The 20,650-nt window shown below is 65.9% G+C and carries 20 protein-coding genes; 3 read left to right on the plus strand and 17 right to left on the minus strand.

From position 1 onward, the window contains the following. Position 1 precedes the first annotated feature (1 nt). From murB to AAA989_RS03040, 16 genes are all read right to left on the minus strand, one after another. Entirely contained in the window at positions 2-964 is a 963-nt protein-coding gene (murB, locus tag AAA989_RS02965) for a UDP-N-acetylmuramate dehydrogenase (protein ID WP_434781421.1), read from the minus strand. Next, positions 961-2,385 (minus strand): UDP-N-acetylmuramate--L-alanine ligase, encoded by a 1,425-nt coding sequence (gene murC, locus AAA989_RS02970; protein ID WP_338241054.1) that lies wholly within the window; start codon positions 2,383-2,385, stop codon positions 961-963. Before murC ends, murB begins: the two co-directional genes overlap by 4 nt. Beyond that, a complete protein-coding gene (murG, locus tag AAA989_RS02975; protein ID WP_338241055.1) occupies positions 2,382-3,578 on the minus strand; it encodes an undecaprenyldiphospho-muramoylpentapeptide beta-N-acetylglucosaminyltransferase in 1,197 nt (398 codons plus the stop codon). The genes murC and murG overlap by 4 nt, the downstream gene beginning before the upstream one ends. Next, complete coding sequence (locus AAA989_RS02980) at positions 3,575-4,801, minus strand: FtsW/RodA/SpoVE family cell cycle protein (protein WP_338241056.1); 1,227 nt, start codon at positions 4,799-4,801, stop codon at positions 3,575-3,577. The genes murG and AAA989_RS02980 overlap by 4 nt, the downstream gene beginning before the upstream one ends. Next, complete coding sequence (gene murD, locus AAA989_RS02985; protein WP_338241057.1) at positions 4,798-6,159, minus strand: UDP-N-acetylmuramoyl-L-alanine--D-glutamate ligase; 1,362 nt, start codon at positions 6,157-6,159, stop codon at positions 4,798-4,800. The genes AAA989_RS02980 and murD overlap by 4 nt, the downstream gene beginning before the upstream one ends. Continuing rightward, positions 6,156-7,229, minus strand: a complete 1,074-nt coding sequence (gene mraY, locus AAA989_RS02990) for a phospho-N-acetylmuramoyl-pentapeptide-transferase (RefSeq protein ID WP_338241059.1) — start codon at positions 7,227-7,229, stop codon at positions 6,156-6,158. Before mraY ends, murD begins: the two co-directional genes overlap by 4 nt. Positions 7,230-7,240: 11 nt before the next feature. Next, the gene (locus tag AAA989_RS02995) at positions 7,241-8,698 is read right to left on the minus strand and encodes a UDP-N-acetylmuramoyl-tripeptide--D-alanyl-D-alanine ligase (RefSeq protein WP_338241060.1); all 1,458 of its coding nucleotides are present in this window, start codon (positions 8,696-8,698) and stop codon (positions 7,241-7,243) included. Next, complete coding sequence (locus AAA989_RS03000; protein WP_338241061.1) at positions 8,695-10,170, minus strand: UDP-N-acetylmuramoyl-L-alanyl-D-glutamate--2,6-diaminopimelate ligase; 1,476 nt, start codon at positions 10,168-10,170, stop codon at positions 8,695-8,697. The genes AAA989_RS02995 and AAA989_RS03000 overlap by 4 nt, the downstream gene beginning before the upstream one ends. Further along, on the minus strand, positions 10,170-11,933 hold the full coding sequence (locus AAA989_RS03005; RefSeq protein WP_338241062.1) for a peptidoglycan D,D-transpeptidase FtsI family protein: 1,764 nt from the start codon (positions 11,931-11,933) through the stop codon (positions 10,170-10,172). Before AAA989_RS03005 ends, AAA989_RS03000 begins: the two co-directional genes overlap by 1 nt. Beyond that, positions 11,930-12,472 carry a hypothetical protein gene (locus AAA989_RS03010; RefSeq protein WP_338241063.1) on the minus strand — a complete coding sequence of 181 codons (543 nt, stop codon included), beginning with the start codon at positions 12,470-12,472 and terminating at the stop codon, positions 11,930-11,932. Before AAA989_RS03010 ends, AAA989_RS03005 begins: the two co-directional genes overlap by 4 nt. Next, positions 12,469-13,419, minus strand: a complete 951-nt coding sequence (rsmH, locus tag AAA989_RS03015) for a 16S rRNA (cytosine(1402)-N(4))-methyltransferase RsmH (protein WP_338241064.1) — start codon at positions 13,417-13,419, stop codon at positions 12,469-12,471. The genes AAA989_RS03010 and rsmH overlap by 4 nt, the downstream gene beginning before the upstream one ends. After that, positions 13,416-13,919, minus strand: a complete 504-nt coding sequence (locus AAA989_RS03020; RefSeq protein WP_338241065.1) for a division/cell wall cluster transcriptional repressor MraZ — start codon at positions 13,917-13,919, stop codon at positions 13,416-13,418. Before AAA989_RS03020 ends, rsmH begins: the two co-directional genes overlap by 4 nt. A gap of 203 nt (positions 13,920-14,122) precedes the next feature. Further along, positions 14,123-14,971: a motility-associated ABC transporter substrate-binding family protein gene (locus AAA989_RS03025; RefSeq protein ID WP_338241067.1), complete on the minus strand. Its 849-nt coding sequence runs from the start codon at positions 14,969-14,971 to the stop codon at positions 14,123-14,125. Further along, positions 14,955-15,329, minus strand: coding sequence for a hypothetical protein (locus AAA989_RS03030; RefSeq protein ID WP_338241068.1), 375 nt, complete (start codon positions 15,327-15,329; stop codon positions 14,955-14,957). The genes AAA989_RS03025 and AAA989_RS03030 overlap by 17 nt, the downstream gene beginning before the upstream one ends. Before the next feature lie 9 nt (positions 15,330-15,338). Beyond that, complete coding sequence (locus AAA989_RS03035; RefSeq protein ID WP_338241069.1) at positions 15,339-16,361, minus strand: cysteine synthase A; 1,023 nt, start codon at positions 16,359-16,361, stop codon at positions 15,339-15,341. Between the two features lie 83 nt (positions 16,362-16,444). Next, the gene (locus tag AAA989_RS03040) at positions 16,445-16,762 is read right to left on the minus strand and encodes a 2Fe-2S iron-sulfur cluster-binding protein (protein WP_338241070.1); all 318 of its coding nucleotides are present in this window, start codon (positions 16,760-16,762) and stop codon (positions 16,445-16,447) included. 75 nt (positions 16,763-16,837) lie between these two features. On the opposite strand from AAA989_RS03040, the gene AAA989_RS03045 reads away from it, so the two are divergent. Genes AAA989_RS03045 through AAA989_RS03055 form a run of 3 tightly spaced genes read left to right on the plus strand, consistent with a single transcriptional unit; the run spans position 16,838 to position 20,337 of the window. Beyond that, the gene (locus AAA989_RS03045) at positions 16,838-17,455 is read left to right on the plus strand and encodes a DNA-3-methyladenine glycosylase family protein (protein ID WP_338241071.1); all 618 of its coding nucleotides are present in this window, start codon (positions 16,838-16,840) and stop codon (positions 17,453-17,455) included. A gap of 54 nt (positions 17,456-17,509) precedes the next feature. After that, complete coding sequence (locus AAA989_RS03050) at positions 17,510-19,486, plus strand: S9 family peptidase (RefSeq protein ID WP_338241072.1); 1,977 nt, start codon at positions 17,510-17,512, stop codon at positions 19,484-19,486. Next, on the plus strand, positions 19,483-20,337 hold the full coding sequence (locus AAA989_RS03055) for an SDR family oxidoreductase (RefSeq protein WP_338241074.1): 855 nt from the start codon (positions 19,483-19,485) through the stop codon (positions 20,335-20,337). Before AAA989_RS03050 ends, AAA989_RS03055 begins: the two co-directional genes overlap by 4 nt. Positions 20,338-20,346: 9 nt before the next feature. Here AAA989_RS03055 and AAA989_RS03060 read toward each other — a convergent pair whose 3' ends face one another. After that, positions 20,347-20,634 carry a 4a-hydroxytetrahydrobiopterin dehydratase gene (locus AAA989_RS03060; RefSeq protein WP_338241075.1) on the minus strand — a complete coding sequence of 96 codons (288 nt, stop codon included), beginning with the start codon at positions 20,632-20,634 and terminating at the stop codon, positions 20,347-20,349. Positions 20,635-20,650 lie beyond the last annotated feature (16 nt).

Raw genomic sequence — 20,650 nt, forward strand, 5'->3', positions numbered from 1 at the left:
GCTACGGCCGCCCCACCCGCTTGATTTCCCATTCCAGCGTCACGCCGGTCTTCTCGGCCACGCGGCGGCGCACTTCCTCGCCCAGCCCCTCGATGTCGGAACTGGTCGCATCGCCGGTGTTGATCAGGAAATTGGTGTGCTTCTCGCTCACCTGCGCGCCGCCCATGGTAAGGCCGCGGCAACCTGCCTCGTCCACCAGTTTCCAGGCGCTGGTGCCCTTGGGATTCTTGAAGGTCGATCCGCCGGTCTTTGTCCGCAGCGGCTGCGAATTCTCGCGTTCGTCGGCGATGCGATCCATTTCCGCGCCGATCTCTTCGGGATCGCCCGGCTTGCCCTTGAAGCGGGCGGCCACGACCACGGCACCATCGGGAAGGCGCGAATGGCGATACGAATAGTCTAGATCCGCGACCGGCAGCGTCACAAGGTTGCCCCCCGGCAGAACCACGTCGCAGTCGACCAGAATATCGGCCACTTCGCGCCCGTAGGCTCCGCCGTTCATGCGCACGAAGCCGCCCACCGTGCCGGGAATGCCGCGCAGGAATTCCAGGCCGGCGATCCCCGCATCGCGCGCGGAAGAAGCGACCAGGATGCCCGGCGCTCCGCCGCCGCACTCCAGCACGCAGTCGCGCTTGACCTCGACGCTGGAGAACGGCTTGCCCAGCCGCACGACCACGCCGGGCACGCCGCCGTCGCGGATGATGAGGTTGGAGCCGAGGCCGAGCGCCATGACCGGAGTGGACGGGTCAAGCTTTTCGAGAAAGGTGACGAGGTCATCGAGGTCGGCAGGCTCGAACAGCCAGTCCGCCGTTCCGCCGCTCTTGAACCAGACCAGTTTCGCCAGCGGGGCATTGGCCTTCAGGTCTCCGCGAACGTCGGTGGGCACGTGGCCGGTCACGCCAGGCGCGTCGTCCGCTCCGGGCGCTTCATCGCTCCACATGTATTCGCCGGGTTGCATCATTGTCATCGTGCGCCCTCCATGGCGCGGAATTCGGTAACGTCGGCAGCAAGATCCGCCGCCCATCTGGTGATATCGCCAGCGCCAAGGCAGACGACGATGTCGCCGGGTTGCAGCTCGCCCGCCAGTTGGCGTCCGAGGTCGGCGGGTCCATCCACCGCGACCGCGTGGCGATGGCCGCGGGCCTTGAGACCGGCGACCAGAGCGTGTTCGTCCACGCCGGAAATCGGCTCCTCGCCAGCGTCATAGACGGGGGCGGCAAACACCAGGTCGGCGTCGCCGAAGGCCCCCTGGAAATCCTCCAGCAGGTCACGCAGGCGCGTATAGCGGTGCGGCTGAACGACAGCCACCACGCGCCCGCTCGCCGCGTCGCGCGCAGCGGACAGTACAGCGCGAATTTCCACGGGGTGGTGCGCGTAATCGTCGATCACCCTGATATCGGGTTCGATCGTGCCGACGTGGCTGAAGCGGCGACGCACGCCGCCGAAGCGCGCGAAGCCGGTGCGGATGGCATCGGGCGTACAGCCCATCTCCAGCGCCACAGCGATGGCCGCACAGGCGTTCTGCACGTTGTGCCGACCGGGCATCGGCAGCTCGATATTGGCTATGCGCAGTTCCGCCCCGTCCCTGCCGGTCTGCACGGCATCGAAACGCGTCACCCCGCCATCGGGCACGACATTCTCGGCCCGCACGTCGGCGTGGGGTGAGAAGCCGTAGGTGATAACCCGGCGATCGCGCACCTTGGCGATCACGTTGCGCACCTCATCATGGTCAAGGCAGAGCACCGCCGCGCCGTAGAACGGCACGTTCTCGATGAACTGGACGAAGGCATCCTTCACCGCGTCGAAGCTGCCGTAGTGATCGAGGTGTTCGGGATCGATGTTGGTGACCACCGCGATGGTGCCATCCAGCCGCAGGAAGCTGCCGTCGCTCTCGTCGGCCTCCACCACCATCCAGTCGCTGTCGCCCAGCCGCGCGTTGGAACCGTAGCTTTCGATGATGCCGCCGTTGATCACCGTGGGATCGACGCCGCCTGCGTCCAGCAGCGCCGCCACCATGCTGGTGGTGGTGGTCTTCCCGTGCGTGCCCGCCACCGCCACGGTGCGTTTCAGGCGCATCAGTTCGGCAAGCATTTCCGCGCGGCGCACCACGGGGATGCGTGCCTCGAGCGCGGCGGCAACCTCGGGGTTGTCGCGCTTCACGGCGGTGGAGGTGACCACGACGGCCGCATCGCCCAGGTTCGCAGCATCGTGACCGATGGCCACCGGGATACCGCTGTCGCGCAGCGCCTTAACGCGCGGCCCGTCGCTGAGGTCGGAGCCCTGGACGCTGTAGCCCAGGTTATCCATCACCTCGGCAATGCCGGACATGCCGATGCCGCCGATGCCGACGAAATGGATCGTCCCGATGTCGGTGCCGATCGCCTTCATTCGACCCGCTCCCGCGAAGCGGTCTGCCCGGCCGTCGCCCCCTGGGTGGCGCCGCGAGCATTGTTGGAGCCGACGCGGATGACGTCCTGAATGTCGGAGCCGCCAAAGCTTTCCACCAGGTCCGCAAGGTCTCTGGCCGCATCGGGCCGTCCACAGTTCCACGAGGCGTGGGCAGCGTTGGCGAGTGTTTCCGGGCGCTGCGCCATGGCAGCGATCTGCTTGGCGAGTTCCTTGGCCGTGAAAGAGGTCTGGCGGATCGAGCGAGCACCGCCGGCCTTCACGATTTCGCGCGTGTTGGCGGCCTGGTGATCGTCGGTCGCGATGGGCAGCGGCACGAGGATGGCCGGACGACCCACGGCGGTCAGCTCGGCAATGGTCGATGCGCCGGCCCGGCCGATGAACAGGTGCGCATCGGCAAGGCGAGCGGCCATGTCCTCGAAATAGGTGGCCAGTTCGGCCGGAATCTCGTGGGAAGCATAACGTGCGCGTACGGCATCGAGATCTTCCGGGCGGCATTGCTGCGTCACCTGCAGGCGGTTGCGCAGGGCGGGCGGAAGCATGGAAAGCCCGTCCGGGACGATTTCCGAAAGGACGCGGGCGCCCTGGCTCCCGCCGGTCACCAGCACGCGGAACAGGCCGTCTTCGGTGAAGGCGGGGAACTCCTGGTCTCGCAGCGCCAGCACGCCGGGACGCACGGGATTGCCCACCAGGTGGGTCTTGCTTTCGTGCTTGGTCTTCAGGCGATCGACATCGGGATAGGCGAGCGCGATCGCATCCACGCGCCCGGCCAGCAGCCGGTTCACCCGGCCCAGAACGGCGTTCTGTTCGTGGATCACGGTGGGAATTCTCATGCCCCGCGCGCCCAGCAGTGCCGGCAGCGCGGGATAGCCGCCGAAGCCGACCACTGCGGTCGGGCCGAAGGTTTCGTAAAGGCGCTGCGACATCTTGCGCCCTTCCAGCACCGAACCGATAGCGGAAGGCCAACGCAGCGGGTTCTTGCCGAAGCGGCCTGCTGGCAGGACATGGGCCGTCAGGAAATCGGGCTTGCCCGGAATGGCCTTGCCCCGCTCGTCTGTAATCAGCGCGACGTGGTGGCCGCGCCGCTCCAGCTCGTGCGCCAGCGCGAAGGCCGGGGTAAGGTGGCCGCCGGTACCGCCTGCGGCCAATACGAAATGGCGCGAAGAGCTGGTCATTGATCGTCCTCCTTCTCCAGTGCGTCGCGCACGTCGAAAGGTTCCCGCGCAAGGAAGGGGTTGCGCCGCGTTACCGCCAGCAGCAGCCCGATCGTGAAACACTGCGCTATTGTCGACGATCCGCCGTAACTCACCAAGGGCAGGGTCATGCCCTTGCTGGGGAAAAGCTGCAGATTGACCAGAATGTTGATGAAGGCCTGGCCGCCGAACAACGCGATAAGGCCGCTGGCCGCAAGGATGATGAACAGGCGGTCCTCTTCCACCAGGCGGATCAGGGTGCGCAGGATGATGCAGAGGTAGAGGATGACGATGATGGCGCAGACGATCAGCCCCATCTCCTCCCCGATCACGGAGAAGATGTAGTCGGTATGCGCTTCGGGCAGGCGCATCTTGTTCTCGCCCAGCCAGAAGCCGCTGCCGGTCCAGCCGCCGCCCGTCAGCGTGCGGTTGGCAAGGTCTACGTGATCGTAGGCCGTCGGCCCGCCGAAGAACGAGTCGATGCGATGGCGCGCGTTATCGTAGAAGAGGTAGGCCAGCAGCATGCCGGCCAGTCCCGCACCCAGCAGCATCCCGATCCGCTGGAGAGGCAGGCCGGCGAGCATCACCATCACCAGCCACGCGCCGATGAACAGCACCGCCGAACCAAGGTTCGGCTGCGCCATGACGAGGACCACGATGAGGCCGACCAAGGCGCCCGAGATGCCGATGACCGGAAGCTTCGGATCGCGCAGCTTCCACGACAGGATCCAAGCCATGGTAATGGCGAAAGCCGGCTTCAGGAATTCACTGGGCTGCATCCCCAGGCCGAACCTGATCCAGCGCTTTGCACCGTTCACCTCGTAGCCGATGAAAGGAACCAGGAACAGCAGGACCAGCATGGCACCGGCGAAGAGGATCGTGCCGCGCCTCATCGTTTCGCGGGGCAAGAGCGACGTGCCGAAAAGCACGCAGAGCCCCAGGATCTGCCAGCGCACATGGGCCCAGAAGAAATACAGATCGGGCAGCGTTTCTTCGCTGGTGGAAAGCCTGTGCGCGCTGGCGGGCGATGCTGCCGCGACGGCCAGCGTTCCCACCGCCATCAGCAACAGCACGAAGAACAGCAGCCAGCGGTCAATTTCCCGCCACCAGATGCGCAGCTCGCGCTTGCGATCGCGCGGCAGGCGCGGATTGCGCTCTTCGCTGCCGCCCCCGCTGCGCGGAATATAGATCGGCTGCGTGGTCATGCCGCCGACCTCGAATCGAGGGTGCACCGCGGGACGTCGGTTTCGCATCCAAGGCTGGCGGCGATGTCGCGAAAGGTGTCGCCGCGCACTTCATAGTCGCGGAACTGGTCGAAACTGGCGCAGGCGGGGCTCAGCAGTATGACGTCGCCCGCCTCGGCCTTGGCGATGCAGCGTGAAACCGCCTCAGCCAGCAGTTCGCAGCGCTCCACCGGCATGTAGGGTTCCAGCAGGTCGGCAAACAGCGGACCGGCCTCACCGATGGTGTAGGCACGGGCAATGTTCGCGAAGTGCGGCTTGCAGTCGTTGAGGTTGTCTTCCTTGGCCAGACCACCACAGATCCAGTGGATGCGGGGATGCGAGCCGGTCGGCGGAAAGGCGGCCAGTGCGGGCGCGGTGGAGGCGGGATTGGTCGCCTTGCTGTCGTTCACGAACAGCACTTCGTCGCACTCCCCGATCCGCTCCATACGGTGCGGCAGTCCGGCGAAGGTCGACAGTCCTTCCAGCAGGCACTCTCGCGAGATGCCCAGGTGCTGCGTCAGTGCCGCAGCGATGGCCGCGTTCTGCAGGTTGTGCGGTCCCTGCAGGCTGGGCCAGTCCGCTTGCAGAGGTTCCCAGGCCCAGGCATCGGCGCAGACGGCCAGCCCTTCCGGACGCCGTGCCGCCTCGGCCTGCTGAATGGCGCTGGTGGGCGCATCGGCGCAGCCGAAGACGGCGAACTGGTTCGAGCCCTGCATCGCGAACAACCGGCCCTTGGCAAAGGCGTAGGCGGCAAAGTCCACGTAGCGATCCAGGTGGTCGGGAGTGATGTTGATCAGCGCCGCCGCCTCGCAGGCGAGCGAGCGGGTCAGGTCGATCTGGTAGCTGGAGAGCTCGAAGACGTAGACACCGCCCTCCTCCAGCGGCTCCTGCCCGAGCACCGGCAAGCCGATGTTGCCGCCAATGCGGGTGGCAACCCCCGCCTGCGACAGCAGGTGGTTGACGAGAGCGGTCGTGGTCGATTTGCCGTTGGTGCCGGTGATGCCCACCACCTGGTGCGGCGGCAGTTCGGGCCGGGCCAGGGCAAAAAGTTCGACGTCGCCGATGATCGGCACGCCCGAGGCCTGTGCCCTTTCGGCAATGGGATGGCTGTTGAGCGGAACGCCCGGCGAAACCACGATGGCGTCGAACCCGGTGAGATCGCTCTCGAGCGGATCGGCGATCGCCGCGCGGCCCTGCAAATCCGCGCGCGGTTCCTCGCGCCGATCCCAGGCGGTGACCTGTGCACCGCTGGCCAGCAGCGTTTCCACCGTGGCCATCCCGGATCGGGCGAGCCCGAGCACGCAGTATTTCTTGCCGGAAAAGACCTTGGCCGTGATCACCTGAGCTTCAACGTGGCGAGCCCGATGGTGGCGAGCACGATGGCAATGATCCAGAAGCGGATCACCACCTTGCTCTCGCTCCAGCCGAGCTGTTCGAAATGGTGGTGGATGGGAGCCATGCGGAAAATCCGCCGGCCGGTGCGCTTGAACCAGAAAACCTGCACGATGACGCTGACCGCCTCGAGCACGAACAGTCCGCCGATGATGGCGAGCACGATCTCGTGGTGACTGGCAACGGCAATCGCGCCCAGCGCGCCGCCAAGGGCCAGCGACCCGGTATCGCCCATGAACACCGCGGCGGGCGGGGCGTTGTACCACAGGAAGGCAAGCCCGGCGCCCATGATCGCCGTGCACATGATGGCCAGTTCACCCGCCGAAAGGACGTGCGGAATGCCGAGGTATTCGGAAAAGTCCGCGCGGCCCACCAGGTAGCAGATCAGCGCGAAGGCGCCGGCAGCTATCACGACGGGCATGGTGGCCAGCCCATCGAGCCCGTCTGTCAGGTTGACCGCGTTGCCCGCGCCCACGATCACCGTGGCTGCGAAGGGATAGAAGAACCACCCCAGCTCCAGCCCGGTAGCGGAGAGGAACGGCAGGTAGAGCGCGGTCGAACCGACTTCCTGCACGATGATGTAGGTGGCGACGCCAGCCACCAGGAATTCGCCAAGCAGGCGCACCCTGCCCGGCACGCCCTTGTGGCTGCTCTTGGAAACCTTGTCGTAGTCGTCGAGGAAGCCGATCAGTCCGAAGCCCAGGGTCACGGCCAGGCACGCCCACAGGAACGGGTTGGAAAGGTCCATCCACAGCAGCATCGAAATCGAAAGGGCCGTAAGGATCATCAGACCGCCCATGGTGGGCGTTCCCACCTTCTTCTGGTGCGATTCCGGTCCGTCGAGACGGATCGGCTGTCCCTTGCCCTGCCGTACGCGCAGCATGTTGATGAATTTCGGCCCGATGATCAGCCCGATGAAAAGCGCCGTCATCATGGCGGCGCCGGCGCGGAAGGTCTGATAGCGGACGAGGTTGAAGATCCCCTCGAATTCAAGCATTTCGGCGAGATAATAGAACATGGGCGCGCGCGTCAGCCTTCCCTGGCTGTGAAATGATCCACGACGCGGGCGAGCCCTACCGAATTGGAACCCTTGACCAGCACGGCGTCTCCGCCGGTCAGGCCGAACTCCTGCAAGGCGGCGATCGCCTCGCCCGCATTTCCGCAATGGGCAAAGGAAGGCCCCTTGCCAAGCGTATCGCCACCGTCTTTCCCCATTTCACGCGCGAGGGAGAGCATCTCCTCGCCCACCATGACCAGGTGATCGATCTTCGCGGCGCGGATCGGTTCTGCCAGCTGGGCATGGAAGGCGGGGGAGAAATCGCCCAGTTCCTTCATGCTACCCAGCACCGCCACGCGCCGGTTGGCGGGCGTGTGGCCAAGTTGCGAAAGCGTTGCCCGCATCGATGCGGGATTGGCATTGTAGCTTTCGTCGATGATCAGGGCGTGGCCGCCCGGCACCTTGGCCCGCATCCGCGCGCCGCGACCCTTCAATCCGCCCATTTCGGCCAGCGCCAGCCCAGCCGCACCCAGATCGCCGCCTGCCGCATGAACGGCCGCCATTACGCAAAGAGCATTGTCGATCCAGTGTTCGCCCGGTTCGGCCACCGTGAAGCACAGGCGCATGTCGCCCATCGCTGCGGTCACCAGCGACCCGCCGGAGCCATCGGGCACGGCATCGAGCAGGCGAAGGTCGGCACGGCGGGAGCGGCCGAAGCCGATGACTTTCGCGCCGGCGCGGGCGGCGGCCTCGCGCAGCTGATCGAAATGGTCGCTGTCGGCGGGAATCACGGCTGTCCCGCCCTTTTCCAGCCCCTCGAAGATCTCCGCCTTGGCGGAGGCAATCGCCTCCATGCTTCCAAGGTTCTCGATATGCGCGGGCGCGATGGTGGTGATGACGGCCACGTGCGGGCGAACCTGCACCGTCAGCCCGGAAATCTCGCCGGCATGGTTCATGCCCATCTCGAACACGCCAAAGCGGCTGCGAGGTGCCATGCGCGATAGTGAAAGCGGCACGCCCACGTGATTGTTGTAGCTGCGCACGCTGCGGTGCGCGCGCCCCCGGCTGGTTCGTTCAAGAGCGGTGAAGATGGCTTCCTTCACCCCGGTCTTGCCGACCGATCCGGTGACGCCGACGATCCGGGCCGCGGCGCGCTCTCGCGCTGCCTGGGCCAGCGCCTGCAGGGCTTTGGTGGTATCCTCCACCCGCACGTGCGGATAATCGACTTCCCTGTCGACGAGCGCCGCGGCTGCGCCGTTGGCGAAGGCGGCGTCGATGAAACGGTGGCCGTCCATCGCTTCGCCTTTCAATGCCACGAACAGGTCGCCGCCGCGCACGTCGCGGCTGTCCATTTCGACGCCGCTAACCTGAAATTCACCATAACAGGTCCCGCCTGTAGCGGCCGCGATCTCGGCAGACGTCCATAGCGCCAGCCGAGCGGTGTCGGAGCCGGCACGCGGCCAGCGCAGCAGGTCGAGCGCAGCGCTCACCGCTTGTGTTCCGCTGCCAGCTCGGCTGCACATTCCCGCGCGACGGTTACGTCGTCGAAGGGCAATACCCGCATGTTGTCTCCCGATCCCACGATCTGTCCCTGCTCATGTCCCTTGCCTGCGACCAGCACGATGTCGTCGCTGCCAGCCTCGGCAATCGCGGCGGCAATGGCGTCACGCCGTCCGCCGATGTTGCGCGCCTTTTCACCCGCACCCTGCATCACCGCTTCGCGGATGCTGGCGGCGTCCTCGCCGCGCGGATTGTCGTCCGTCACGATCACCAGGTCGCTGCCCGAGGCGGCAGCTTCGCCCATCGGCCCGCGCTTGCCGGTATCGCGGTCCCCGCCCGCGCCGAATACTGTGATGAGGCGACCATTCACGTGGGGACGCAATGCAGCAATTGCCGCGGCAAGGGCATCCGGGGTGTGGGCGTAATCCACATAAACGGGCGCGCCCTTGGTGGAAATCACTGCGCGTTCCAGCCGCCCGCGAACCGGTTGCAGGCGGGAAACCGCGTCGAAGACCTGCGCGGCGTCTGTACCGGTTGCCAGCGCCAGACCGGCGGAAACCAGCGCATTGGAAACCTGGTAGGCGCCGATCAGCGGCAGCCTGATGGCGTGGGCGCGGCCCGCGTGGACGAATTTCAGTTCCTGCCCCAGCGGGCTGGGTGTGCGGGAAATGAGGTTTATATCTTTACCTTGTTCGCCAACCGTAAACAGACGCAGACCGCGCGTTCGGGCCACTTCGATGACGCGCTTGGACCATTCGTCGTCGGCCCAGATCACCGCCGTGCCGCCGTCGTCGACCACCTCGGAGAACAGCCGCATCTTGGCTGCGAAGTAATCCTCCATGTCGGGATGGTAATCGAGGTGGTCCCGGCTCAGGTTGGTGAAGGCCCCTGCATGAACCGGCAGTCCCTCGTTGCGATACTGCGAGAGCCCGTGGCTCGATGCCTCGTAGGCGACGTGGGTCACCCCCTCGCGCGCAAGGCCCGTCATGTTCGACAGGAAAGTGACTATATCGGGCGTGGTAAGGCCGGTGGATACGCTTTCGTCCGGCGTGGTGACGCCCAGCGTGCCGATGCTGGCCGCGCGTTCGCCGCACATGCGCCAGATCTGCCGCGTCATTTCCACGCAGGAGGTCTTGCCGTTGGTCCCCGTCACCGCGACAACCGTGCCGGGGGTGGGCCGGAAGAACGACGATGCGGCGCGGGCGAATGCCCGGCGCGGCGTCGGATCCGCCAGGTGCAGCGCGCCTTCCACCTTCGCTTCCGGACGAGCGACGACGGCCACGGCGCCACTGGCGATCGCTGCGGGAATGAAATCCTCGCCATTGACGGCAGTGCCCTGGAACGCCCCGAAGACATTGCCCGGCGCCACCTTGCGGTGATCGATGGCGAAGCCCGTCACGCGCGTTTCGCCGGCATCCCCGGCATCGGTGCCCAGCGTCTTGGCAAGGTCGGAAAGTCGCATCAGTCAACGTCCCCTACAAGCGGGCGCAGGTCTGTCAGGTCGATATCGCGGTCGGCGTCGGGAAGCACGCCGAGCTGCGGCCCTATACGGGGAACAAGCCGGCCCACGATCGGTGCCGCGTTCCACGCCGCCGTGCGCTGGTACGAACTGGCGACGGTGCCCTTCGGCTCGTCCAGCATGGCGATCACCACGTAGCGCGGATCGTCCATGGGAAAGGCGGCGGCGAAGGTGGAAACGAGCGAAGAGCGGCGATAGCCGCCCGCACCGGGCTTCTCGGCGCTGCCGGTCTTGCCGCCGACCCTGAAACCGGGAGCATTGGCGTTACGACCCGTACCGTAGACGGCAATCATCCGCAAAAGCTGGTTCATCCGTGCGCTGGTGCTGGCCTTGAACACGCGTCGACCGCGCGGCGCATTGCCGGGCTCGACGCGTTGCAGGGTGGCCGGGCGCCAGATGCCGCCGTTCACCATCGCCGCATAGGCAGAGGCAAGATGCAGCGGCGTTACCGCAAGGCCGTGGCCATAGCCCACGGTGATCCCCCGGATGCGCGACCACTCGCCCGACTGCCAGATCGGGAAACCGCGCGCAGGCAACTCGATATAGGGACGCTCGTTCATGCCGAGGTCGGCCATGTAGCTGCGCAGCGTGGCAGCGCCCATCTCGTCGACGATATGGCCGGTGACAATGTTCGACGAGTGAATGAGCATTTCCGGCGTGTTCAGCGAAGCTCCCAGGGGGTGGGAATCGCGAATCGTGCGCCCCTGCGCCACGTAGGGCGTGGCCCCGTACCGGCGCGAGAGATCGGTGATCGAGCCGCTGTCGATGGCCGCGGCCACAGTCAGCGGCTTGAAGGTGCTGCCCAGTTCGTAGACCTGGTTCGTCACGCGGTTGAACGCCGGGGCGGTAATCCCGCGGTCATACTGCTCCTGCGTCACCTTGACGTCGGAGGTCTTCACCTCGTTCGGATCGAATTCGGGCAAGGATGCCAGGGCAAGCACCTCGCCCGTGTCGACGTCCAGCACGATCCCGGCAGCGCCGACGGCGTCCACTGCCAGCATGCCGCTGCGAAGTTCATCCTCCAGCGCGCCCTGCACGCGCATGTCGATGGAGAGCGCCACCGGATCGGCGCGGCGCACCGGGTCAAGCAGCTGCTCGTCCAGCACCGCTTCCATGCCCACGCGACCGTGCCCGTCGGCCGCCACGTAGCCTAGCACGTGCGCCGCCAGCGAACCTTGCGGATAGTGCCGGTCCGTCTCGCGCGGCAGTTCCAGCGCCAGCTCGCCGATGGCGATCACGCGGTTCGCATCCTCGGGAAGCACGCGGCGACGCAGGTATCCCGCCCGGCCCGAGCGCAGCTGCTGGGTCACTTCGTGCGTGTCGAGATCGGGGAATATCGCCTTGAGTTCCGCCGCGACTTCCTCGGGCGACTTGATCAGCGGAGGGCCGCCGTCGCCCCCTTCGGCCATGGCGGTGGGATTGAACCAGAGGGCATAGGCGGGAAAGGCGCGCGCCAGGGGCAGGCCGTTGCGGTCCGTAATCTCGCCGCGCGGGGGCAGGAGAGCCTCGGCCATCGAGCGTTCCGCCGGTCCCGGTTCGACGGTGCCGATCCAGGCGATGCGCACCAGCGCCACGGCGGCCACGAACAGGAACGCCGCGGCGATCAGCAGCAGGCGCAGGTGCGCAATCAGCAAGGCGCGGCGGCGATGATCGACGCGCCCCGCCTGGCCGGTGATGATCGTGTGCGGGGCTGCGAAGGTGGTCACCGCACGGCGGCTCCTGCAAGAACGACGTCTGCCTTGGCGATGACGGAAGGGTTGGCGATCGCTACGCGCAGGGGGCCCGACGCAAGCGTGACGGCAAGGTTTCCGCCCTCAGGCCCATCGCTTCCCAGCACGCGCTCGTCCACCGGCTCGCCGGTCAGCGGAGAGACCAGCTGGGGGAATTCCGGCATGTCCTCTCCGGTGGTCATTCCTGCGAGGCGGATCGGTGCGGGGGCATCGACGCCGCGCGGACTTCCAAAGCTGGCCAGCTGCATCGGGCTCTCAAGGAACTGCTCTGCACGCGGGGCCTCGAAGCCGAAATCGACCCTGTTCCATGCCGCCAGCTGGACCTGGCTGGAGCGCGTCAGGAATTCGGTTTCGAGCAGCAGGTTCTGCTCCTCGAGGCGAACTATCTCGCGCTCGGCACGCACGACGTCGGCATGGACCGCGTTCACCTTCAGGTGCAGCAGGGCGTAGAGGGCGATGCACGTGCCGAGTGCGGCGAGCCAGCCAATGCGGCGGATACGGCTGTGGGGAGTCATGCGACATCCTTTCGGGCAGGTGCGTTGGTGCGGACGGCGGCGCGCAGGGTGGAGGAGCGCGCCCTTGGGTTGCGGTCGATCTCTGCCTGCGACGGGCGGATCGTCTTGGACAATTGCCCGAAACGCGCGAGGGGCAGGTCGCGCGTTTCGGGCAGGTGGCGTGAGCCGCGGGGATTCGCATTGGCGGCATCACGCAGGAACTTCTTCACCATCCGGTCTTCAAGGCTGTGGAAGCTGACGACGGCGAGCCGGCCGCCCTCGCCCAGCAACTGCTCGGCGGCGGACAGGCCCTCGGCCAGTTCGTCCAGCTCACCGTTCACATGAATGCGAATGGCCTGGAATGTGCGGGTGGCGGGATCCTTCTTGTCGCCCGGACGATGGCCCAGCGCCTTGCGAACCACCTCGGCAAGTTCGCCGGTGGTCGAGAGCGGGCGCGCGGCGACGATGGCGCGGGCCACCCTGCGCGACTGCCGTTCCTCGCCATACTGGTAGAGCACGTCGGCGATGTCCTTTTCCGCCGCCTCGTTCACGAAGTCGGCAGCGGTCGGGCCCGACCGGCTCATCGTCATGTCCAGCGGACCGTCGATGGAGAAGGCAAAGCCACGCTCCGCCTGATCCAGCTGCATGGAGGAAACGCCGATATCCATGACCACGCCGTCGACCTGACGGATCCCGGCCTCTTCCATGGCGTCGACCATTTCGGAAAAGCGCCGGTGATGCAGAACGAGTCGCGGGGGATCCTCGCGCGTTTCGTCCCACGCGCTGCCGGCCTCGATGGCATCGGGGTCGCGGTCGAAGGCGTGCACCGTCGCACCGCGTTCCAGGATGGCACGCGTGTAGCCGCCCGCGCCGAAGGTGGCATCGATGATGACGTCGCCGGGGCGCGGAGCGAGCGCTTCGATCACTTCGTCGAGCAGGACGGGGACGTGGGGAGCGGGCGCGGTCACTTCTTGCGCCCTTCCGCCTTTGCCCGGGCTTCCTCGGCTTCCGCCAGGCACAGCTCGTACTGGTCTTCCCAGCCACCTTCCATCTGGCCCAGCCGGTCGAGGTCCCACATGGTCAGGAACTGGCCGCCGCCCAGGAAACAAATGTTGTCGCCGATCCCGCCCACCTTGCAGAAGCGCGGCGGCAGGATGAAGCGACCGCTCTTGTCGAAGGGCACCTCGGTGAAGGTCCACATCTGGGTGGAGCGCAGGTCGCGGTCGAAATCGAGGTCGCGGCGGACCGCGTTCTCTTCTTCCTTGTCGAGGATGTCTTCGAAGTTCTCGGTGCGCGAGGGGCCGAAAGCCGTCAGACAGGGGTACTTGTGGTGCTTGGCGACGCACAGGACGCCCTCGTCGCCCAGTTCGGCAAAGACCTTGCGGAACAGCGGCGGCAGGACGAACCGGCCCTTTTCGCCGCGAAGCGAAAAGCCCTGCCCCCTGTATCCTGCTGGCCGCTGCGCCAAGAGCCCCAATCCCTCAATTCGTGTTTCCACTGCCGGACACGCCTTCCCCGCCATGAGCCGCGCACGAGCACGGCCCATTCGCCCCTAGCGAGGCGCATCACGGGCTTGTTGTCCGATGGAATCACTAAATAACGCGGGCGAGCGCGGGATGGAAGGGGAAATTGCGGGAAATTGTGGGAGAAGCCGATAAATTGTTGATATCGCTATGGCGGGTTTTGGCCTTCTCCCTGGCCTGCAGACTCATGATGATCGCCGTGGGACGGCGGGATTCCGCCGTTTTCCGCGTGCCGCGATACCTCCGGCGCGCGCTTTCCCGCGTCATCCCCGATTTCTGGAAAAACATGCGCCAGCAGATTTCGCAGCGCGCTATCGGCGTGCTCCTGCGGACCGGACAGATCGAGCATGGCGGCATCGGCCACGATCAGCGCCTGCCCTTCCCCGATGGCGCAATGCGCCAGCAGGCCGTCTCCCGGAATGCTGCAATAGCTTGCTTCCCCCGAATGGCGCAACTCGCCGCGCATGTTCACCGGCAGGGGATCGCCGAAATGATCCACTGTCTGCGATCCGGCAGGCTGCGCGGCATCGAAGAACAGTTCCAGGCCCCAGTGCGCCAGCAGGGGCGAAAGGAGCGTGACGTCCTGCGGCCTGCGGCGATCCCCGATGTGGAAGCGGGATTCGCCCGTCATCATGGGATCGGCGAACAGCAACAGCGTGCCGCCCTCGCGCACCCAGGCGTCGAGCGCGACATTCTCCTCACCCGAAAGTCCGCGCGGCTGCGCCATCAGGAGATAGCGATGCCCCGCGAGAGCTTCTGGCGAAAGGTAGTCGACCGGCGCGAGGGCAAAGTCCTCTTCCAGAACTGCGCGGGCCCAGTGGACGGGCGCTTCCCCGGAAAGCAGTTCGTCGAATCCGGCAGCCTCGCCCCAGTAGATCGGCACCGTGCCCATGAGCGCCAGGTCTGGCCGATCGTCCTGCGCGTGCACGGGCGCAGCCGATGCCATCGCTGCAGAGCACACGGCCAGGGCGGCCAGCAGCCTATTCCTGCGGCGCATTGCCGGTTGACTGGTTTGGCGGCGGAACATCGCCTGTCGGCTGCCCCGCGCCCGGAGACGCGGTGGAAGTCGGTTCGGCGGGCAATTCCGGAACCACGCCGGCATCCGCCAGCGGATCGCGCGGCGCCGCCGTTTCGGTCGGCTCCACGGTCGGCGCCGCTTCGGGCACCGCCGCCGCCCTCGTCTGTTCGGCCCGGCTGATCACCACGTCGGCCAGACCCACCAGCAGGACCATGGCGAGGATTCCGAACAGTCCGATCTGGAGTCGCTGGATTCGCTCGGCACGCGTTCCGGCCAGCGGGACGGGCTCGTTGGAGGGGCCTCGGGGGCGCAAGAGGTCTCTGGGATCGAGTACCATGCCCTCTCCCTACTCGGCCGAAGCTGAACCTAGCCAGTCGAAAACGGGCAGGCCCTTATCCCGCAGCCACTGCGCGTTGTAGAGCGTGGAAAGATACCGGAAGCCGGTATCGCACAGGATCGTGGCAACGCGCGGATTGGCGATGCCATCGGCCTTCAGCTGTTTCCCCAGCTCAACGGCTCCAGCCACGTTGATGCCGCTGGAAAGCCCGAGGCACAGCCCCTCGTCGCGCAGGAGACTGGCAACCCACTGCAGGCCTACCTCGTCGGAAATGCGGAACTGCGTGTCGACCGGCGCGCCTTCCAGATTGGCGGTGATACGCCCCTGCCCGATCCCTTCCGCTACCGAAGAGCCTTCGGACGAGAGCTCGCCGTTCTCGTAATAATTGAACAGTGCCGCGCCGTGCGGGTCGGTCAGGGCAATGCGGACCTTCTCGTCCTTTTCCTTCAGCCCCAGCCCGACTCCTGCCAGCGTTCCGCCCGTTCCCACGGCGCATGTGAAGCCGTCGACGCGGCCTTCGAGCTGCTGCCAGATTTCCTGTGCCGTTCCCTCGATATGGGCGCGGCGGTTGGCGATGTTGTCGAACTGGTTGGCCCACATGGCGTTCTGCGTCTCTTCCGCCAGGCGGCGGCTGGTGTGGACGAAATGATTGGGATCGGCGAACTTGGTGGGCGGCACCGTCACCAGCTGCGCACCCAGCGCGCGCAGGGTGTCCATCTTTTCCTTGGACTGGTTGTCCGGCATGACGATCACGGTCTTGTAGCCTAGGGCATTGGCCACCAGAGCCAGGCCGATGCCGGTGTTGCCCGCCGTGCCCTCGACCACCGTGCCGCCGGGCTTCAGTTCGCCGCGCGCTTCCGCATCGCGCACGATCCACAGCGCCGCGCGGTCCTTCACGCTGGCGCCCGGGTTGGCGAATTCGCACTTGCCCCAGATCTCGCAGCCCGCTGCCTCGCTCGGCCCCTTGAGCAGCACAAGCGGCGTATTGCCGATCAGGTCGAGCGTGGAAGTGCGGACGGGAAGCATTGTCATGCCGGAAGAACTAGGAGGGCGACCCGAAGGCCGCAAGATATTCCTCCCTGTTCCGGTCAAAGCAGAACTGGAAAGGGGCCGCTTCAGTCTTCCTCGGCGATCCGCACTTTCAGGCCGTCGAGATCAGCCGTGAAGGGAATCTGGCAGCTGAGACGCGAATTCTCGTCGCGGTCGTCGCTGGAATCGAGCAGGTCGTCCTCGTCCTCGCTCATTGCCGGCAGCTTGTCCTTGAACTCCGGATCCACGTGAACGTGGCAGGTGGCGCAGGAACAGCAGCCGCCGCACAGCGCCAGCAGCTCGTCGAAGCCGTTGTCGCGGATCGCTTCCATCACGGTCAGGCCGTCCTCGACTTCGACCGTGGTTTCCTGGCCCGAGCGATTGGTGACGTGGAGCGTGGGCATGGTGTGTGCATTTCCTCTGGTGACTTTCCGCGCGGCTGCTAGGCAATCGCGCGATGATTGGCAAGGAACTGAGACATGGGCCTTAGTGCAGGCCAGATCAAAGCCGGGCTGGACGAAGTCGCCCGGCGCGAACCCAGGATAGCCGACGCGCTGGAAAAGGCGGGCTACCCCGAACCGCGCATCCGCGAGACGGGCTACAAGACCCTGCTGCGCACGATCGTCGGCCAGCAGGTAAGCGTCGCGGCGGCCAGCAGCATGTGGAACAAGCTGGAAGCAGAACTGGGGGAGGACTTTACCCCCGCCTGCCTCCTCGAACGCGATTTCGACACGCTGCGCGCCTGCGGCCTCTCGCGCCAGAAGCAGGGCTATGCGCGAAGCCTGTGCGAGCTGGTGAGCGCGGGCGAGGTGGATTTCGACAACCTGCCCGCCGACGACGAGGAAGCCATCGCAGAGCTGACGAAGATCAAGGGCATCGGTCGCTGGTCGGCGGAAATATACCTGCTGTTCGCCGAGGGCCGCCCCGACATCTGGCCCGCCGGCGACCTGGCGGTGATGGCGGGCATCGGCAGGATCCTGAACATGGACGAACGCCCCGACGAAAAAGCCACCCGCGCCCTAGCCGAACCCTGGCGACCGCACCGCGGAGCGACCGCCATCTTCACCTGGCACTGCTACAACAATCCGGCGTTATAGGTTGGCAATACGCCTGCCGCTTCCTAGCTGTCCTTCACAACACTGGGAGACATCATGACCGACGCCGCCACTGCCGCCACCTCCGCCGCCGACCGCGTAGCAGACACGCCGCTGATCCCGCGCGATCACCTGTTCGGCAATCCCACACGCGCGCAGGGCAAGATCAGCCCGGATGGCAAGTGGGTCAGCTGGATGGCGCCGTGGGAAGGCGTGATGAACGTCTTCATGGCCCCGGCGGACGACGAGAGCGCGGTGCGCCGCATGACGAGCGCCAAGGATCGTCCGATCCCGGCCTATTTCTGGGCGCCCGACAGCCAGAGCCTGCTCTACATCCGCGACAAGGATGGCGACGAGAACTACCTGCTCTACCAGGTCGGCATTGGCGAAGGATCGGAAGAGAAATGCCTGACGCCGTTCGACGAAACCCGCGCGCAGGTCGTCGGGTTCTCGAACACGATCAAGGACCGGCTGCTGGTCGGCATCAACAACCGCGATGCCCGCTTCCACGATGTCCATATGCTCGACCTGAAGACAGGCGAGCTGGAACTGGTCTTCGAGAACAACGAATGGGCCGGCTTCGAGGCGGATGACAGCCTGACCCTGCGCTGGGCCGTGCGGCAGAATGCCGAAGGCGGCACCGACATGCACGAGATCACCGACGGCAAGGTGGCCGACGAGCCGCGCGAGCGCACGGGCCTTGACGATGCCCTTACCACCGGGATGGCGGGCTATACCACCGACGGCGCTACGCTCTACTGGCTCGACAGCCGGGGCCGAAATACCGCCGCGCTGTTCGCGGAAGACGTCGCGACCGGCGAGCGCACCCTGATCGCCGAGCACGACAAGGCCGACATCGGCGCGACCATGCGTCACAAGCAGACCGGCGAGATCCAGGCCTGGACAGCCACCTACCTGCGTACCGAGCACCATGCCATCGACCCGGACTTCGGCGAAGCCTTCGCCTGGCTGCGCGAACGGCTGGAAGGCGATTTCGGAGTGCAGTCGCGCACCGACGACGATCGCCGCTGGCTTGTGTGGAACGATCCGCTGACCGCGCCCATCGCCAGCTACCTGTTCGATCGCGACGCGATGACGCTGACGAAGTTCTACACCACCTATCCGGAGCTTGAGGGCACCCCCTTGCAGCCCATGCACGCCCGCGAGATCGCCTCGCGCGACGGACTTACCCTGCCCAGCTACCTCACCCTGCCACCGCAGAGCGATCCCGATGGCGACGGCGTGCCCGATGCCCCGGTGCCAATGGTGCTGCTGGTGCACGGCGGACCGTGGGCGCGCGACGGCTACGGATACAATCGCACCCACCAGTGGCTTGCCAATCGCGGCTACGCGGTGCTGAGCGTGAACTTCCGCGGTTCGACCGGGTTCGGCAAGGATTTCATCAACGCCGGCAACCGCGAATGGTCGGGCAAGATGCATGACGACCTGCTCGATGCCGTTCAGTGGGCCGTCGATCAGGGCATCGCCGACAAGGACAAGGTCGCCATCATGGGCGGATCCTACGGCGGCTACGCCACCCTTGTCGGTCTTACCTTCACGCCCGAAACCTTTGCCTGCGGCGTCGATATCGTCGGCCCGTCGAACCTGGAAACCCTGCTGGATACCATCCCGCCCTACTGGGAACCGCTGGTGAAGCAGTTCCACGAACGGATGGGCGATCCCTCGACCGAGGAGGGCAAGAAGTTCCTCCAGTCGATCAGCCCGCTCTACCGGGCAAAGGATATCACCAAGCCGCTGCTGATCGGACAGGGCGCCAACGATCCGCGGGTCAAGCAGGCCGAAAGCGACCAGATCGTGGAGGCGATGGAGCGGGACGGCGTGCCCGTGACCTATGTCCTCTTCCCCGACGAAGGACATGGCTTCCACCGGCCAGAGAACAACATCGCCTTCAACGCCGTTGCGGAGAACTTTCTCGCCGAATGCATCGGCGGCAGGGCGGAACCGCTGGGTAACGTTCTGGATGCCTCGACAGCGCAGATTCCTACGGGCAAGGAGCATGTGAAAGGTTTGTGACCGGCAAGGGAGAGGAGGAGACATTGCCAAGATCGATCTTCATCACCGGTGGCGGCTCCGGCATTGGCCGCGCCATCGCTCAGAAGTTCGCAAGCGAAGGGTGGCTGATCGGCATAGCGGATCGCAACTCGCAGGGCCTCGCCGAAACCAAGGCGCTGCTGCCCGAGGGTCGATGCTATACCTACCAGTTCGACGTCACCGACCGTGACGGGTGGGACAAGGCTCTCAGCGACTTTGCCTCGCACACGCTGAATGGCGGGATCAATGTCATCGCCAACAACGCCGGCCTGCCGTCTGGCGGACCGCTGACCGAGGTGACTCACGCGGAACTGGACCTGCTCCTCGACGTGAATCTGCGCGCCGTGTTCTACGGGGCGAAGGCCGGTTATCCATACCTCAAGAAGGCCGCGCCCGTCGCCTGCCTGCTCAACACCGCGAGCGCGGCGGCCATCTACGGCATGGCCAACCAGAGCGTCTACGGCGCGACCAAGGCCGGCGTGAAGTCGATGACCGAGAGCCTGGATGCCGAATGGGCGCCGCACGGCATCAAGGTGCGCTCGCTCATGCCCAGCTTCATCGACACCCCTCTGCTGCAACAGCCGCCCAATCGCAGCCGCAACACCCCCATACGCGATGCGGTGGTGAAGGCCGGGCTGGAATTCACCCCCGTCGAAGTCGTCGCCGAGGAGGCGTGGAATGCCGTGCACGGCGAGAAGGTCCATCTCCTGGTCGGCAAGACCGCGCGCAAGATGGCGCGTGTGGCGAAGTGGTTCCCCGGCAAGCTGCGCGAGCGCGCCCGCACGCTGGCAGAGGCCCACGAACGCAGCGAGGGGCGCCCTGCTTCGGACTAGGGAGGAAAGCTAGAGCGCCTCGATCGCCTTCGCCATCCTGATATCGCGTTCGGAAAGGCCGCCCGCATCGTGGGTGGTCAGGGTGATTTCCACCTTGTTGTAGACGTTGAACCATTCAGGATGGTGGTCGCTCTTCTCGGCAATCAGGGCCACGCGGCTCATGAAACCCCAGGCGGCGCTGAAATCGGAGAACTTGAACGTCTTGGCAATGGCATCGCCGTCGCGGTCGAATTCCCATCCGTCGAGCTCGCTCAAGTGCTTTTCGGCTTCGCTGCGCGGCAGTTTCTCTACGGCCATGTGATGCTCCCTTGCT

This window comes from Aurantiacibacter hainanensis (assembly GCF_036321025.1).
Classification (GTDB): Bacteria; Pseudomonadota; Alphaproteobacteria; order Sphingomonadales; family Sphingomonadaceae; genus Alteraurantiacibacter; species Alteraurantiacibacter hainanensis.

Coding starts and splice junctions, on each gene's coding strand:
- murG (WP_338241055.1), bottom strand. CDS start 3,578: ATGACCAGCTCTTCGCGCCATTTCGTATTGGCCGCAGGCGGTACCGGC.
- AAA989_RS03045 (WP_338241071.1), top strand. CDS start 16,838: ATGGGCCTTAGTGCAGGCCAGATCAAAGCCGGGCTGGACGAAGTCGCC.
- mraY (WP_338241059.1), bottom strand. CDS start 7,229: ATGTTCTATTATCTCGCCGAAATGCTTGAATTCGAGGGGATCTTCAAC.
- AAA989_RS03060 (WP_338241075.1), bottom strand. CDS start 20,634: ATGGCCGTAGAGAAACTGCCGCGCAGCGAAGCCGAAAAGCACTTGAGC.
- AAA989_RS02980 (WP_338241056.1), bottom strand. CDS start 4,801: ATGACCACGCAGCCGATCTATATTCCGCGCAGCGGGGGCGGCAGCGAA.
- AAA989_RS03010 (WP_338241063.1), bottom strand. CDS start 12,472: ATGACTCCCCACAGCCGTATCCGCCGCATTGGCTGGCTCGCCGCACTC.
- AAA989_RS03050 (WP_338241072.1), top strand. CDS start 17,510: ATGACCGACGCCGCCACTGCCGCCACCTCCGCCGCCGACCGCGTAGCA.
- AAA989_RS03025 (WP_338241067.1), bottom strand. CDS start 14,971: ATGCGCCGCAGGAATAGGCTGCTGGCCGCCCTGGCCGTGTGCTCTGCA.
- AAA989_RS03000 (WP_338241061.1), bottom strand. CDS start 10,170: ATGCGACTTTCCGACCTTGCCAAGACGCTGGGCACCGATGCCGGGGAT.
- AAA989_RS03030 (WP_338241068.1), bottom strand. CDS start 15,329: ATGGTACTCGATCCCAGAGACCTCTTGCGCCCCCGAGGCCCCTCCAAC.
- AAA989_RS03040 (WP_338241070.1), bottom strand. CDS start 16,762: ATGCCCACGCTCCACGTCACCAATCGCTCGGGCCAGGAAACCACGGTC.
- murB (WP_434781421.1), bottom strand. CDS start 964: ATGACAATGATGCAACCCGGCGAATACATGTGGAGCGATGAAGCGCCC.
- AAA989_RS03035 (WP_338241069.1), bottom strand. CDS start 16,361: ATGACAATGCTTCCCGTCCGCACTTCCACGCTCGACCTGATCGGCAAT.
- murC (WP_338241054.1), bottom strand. CDS start 2,385: ATGAAGGCGATCGGCACCGACATCGGGACGATCCATTTCGTCGGCATC.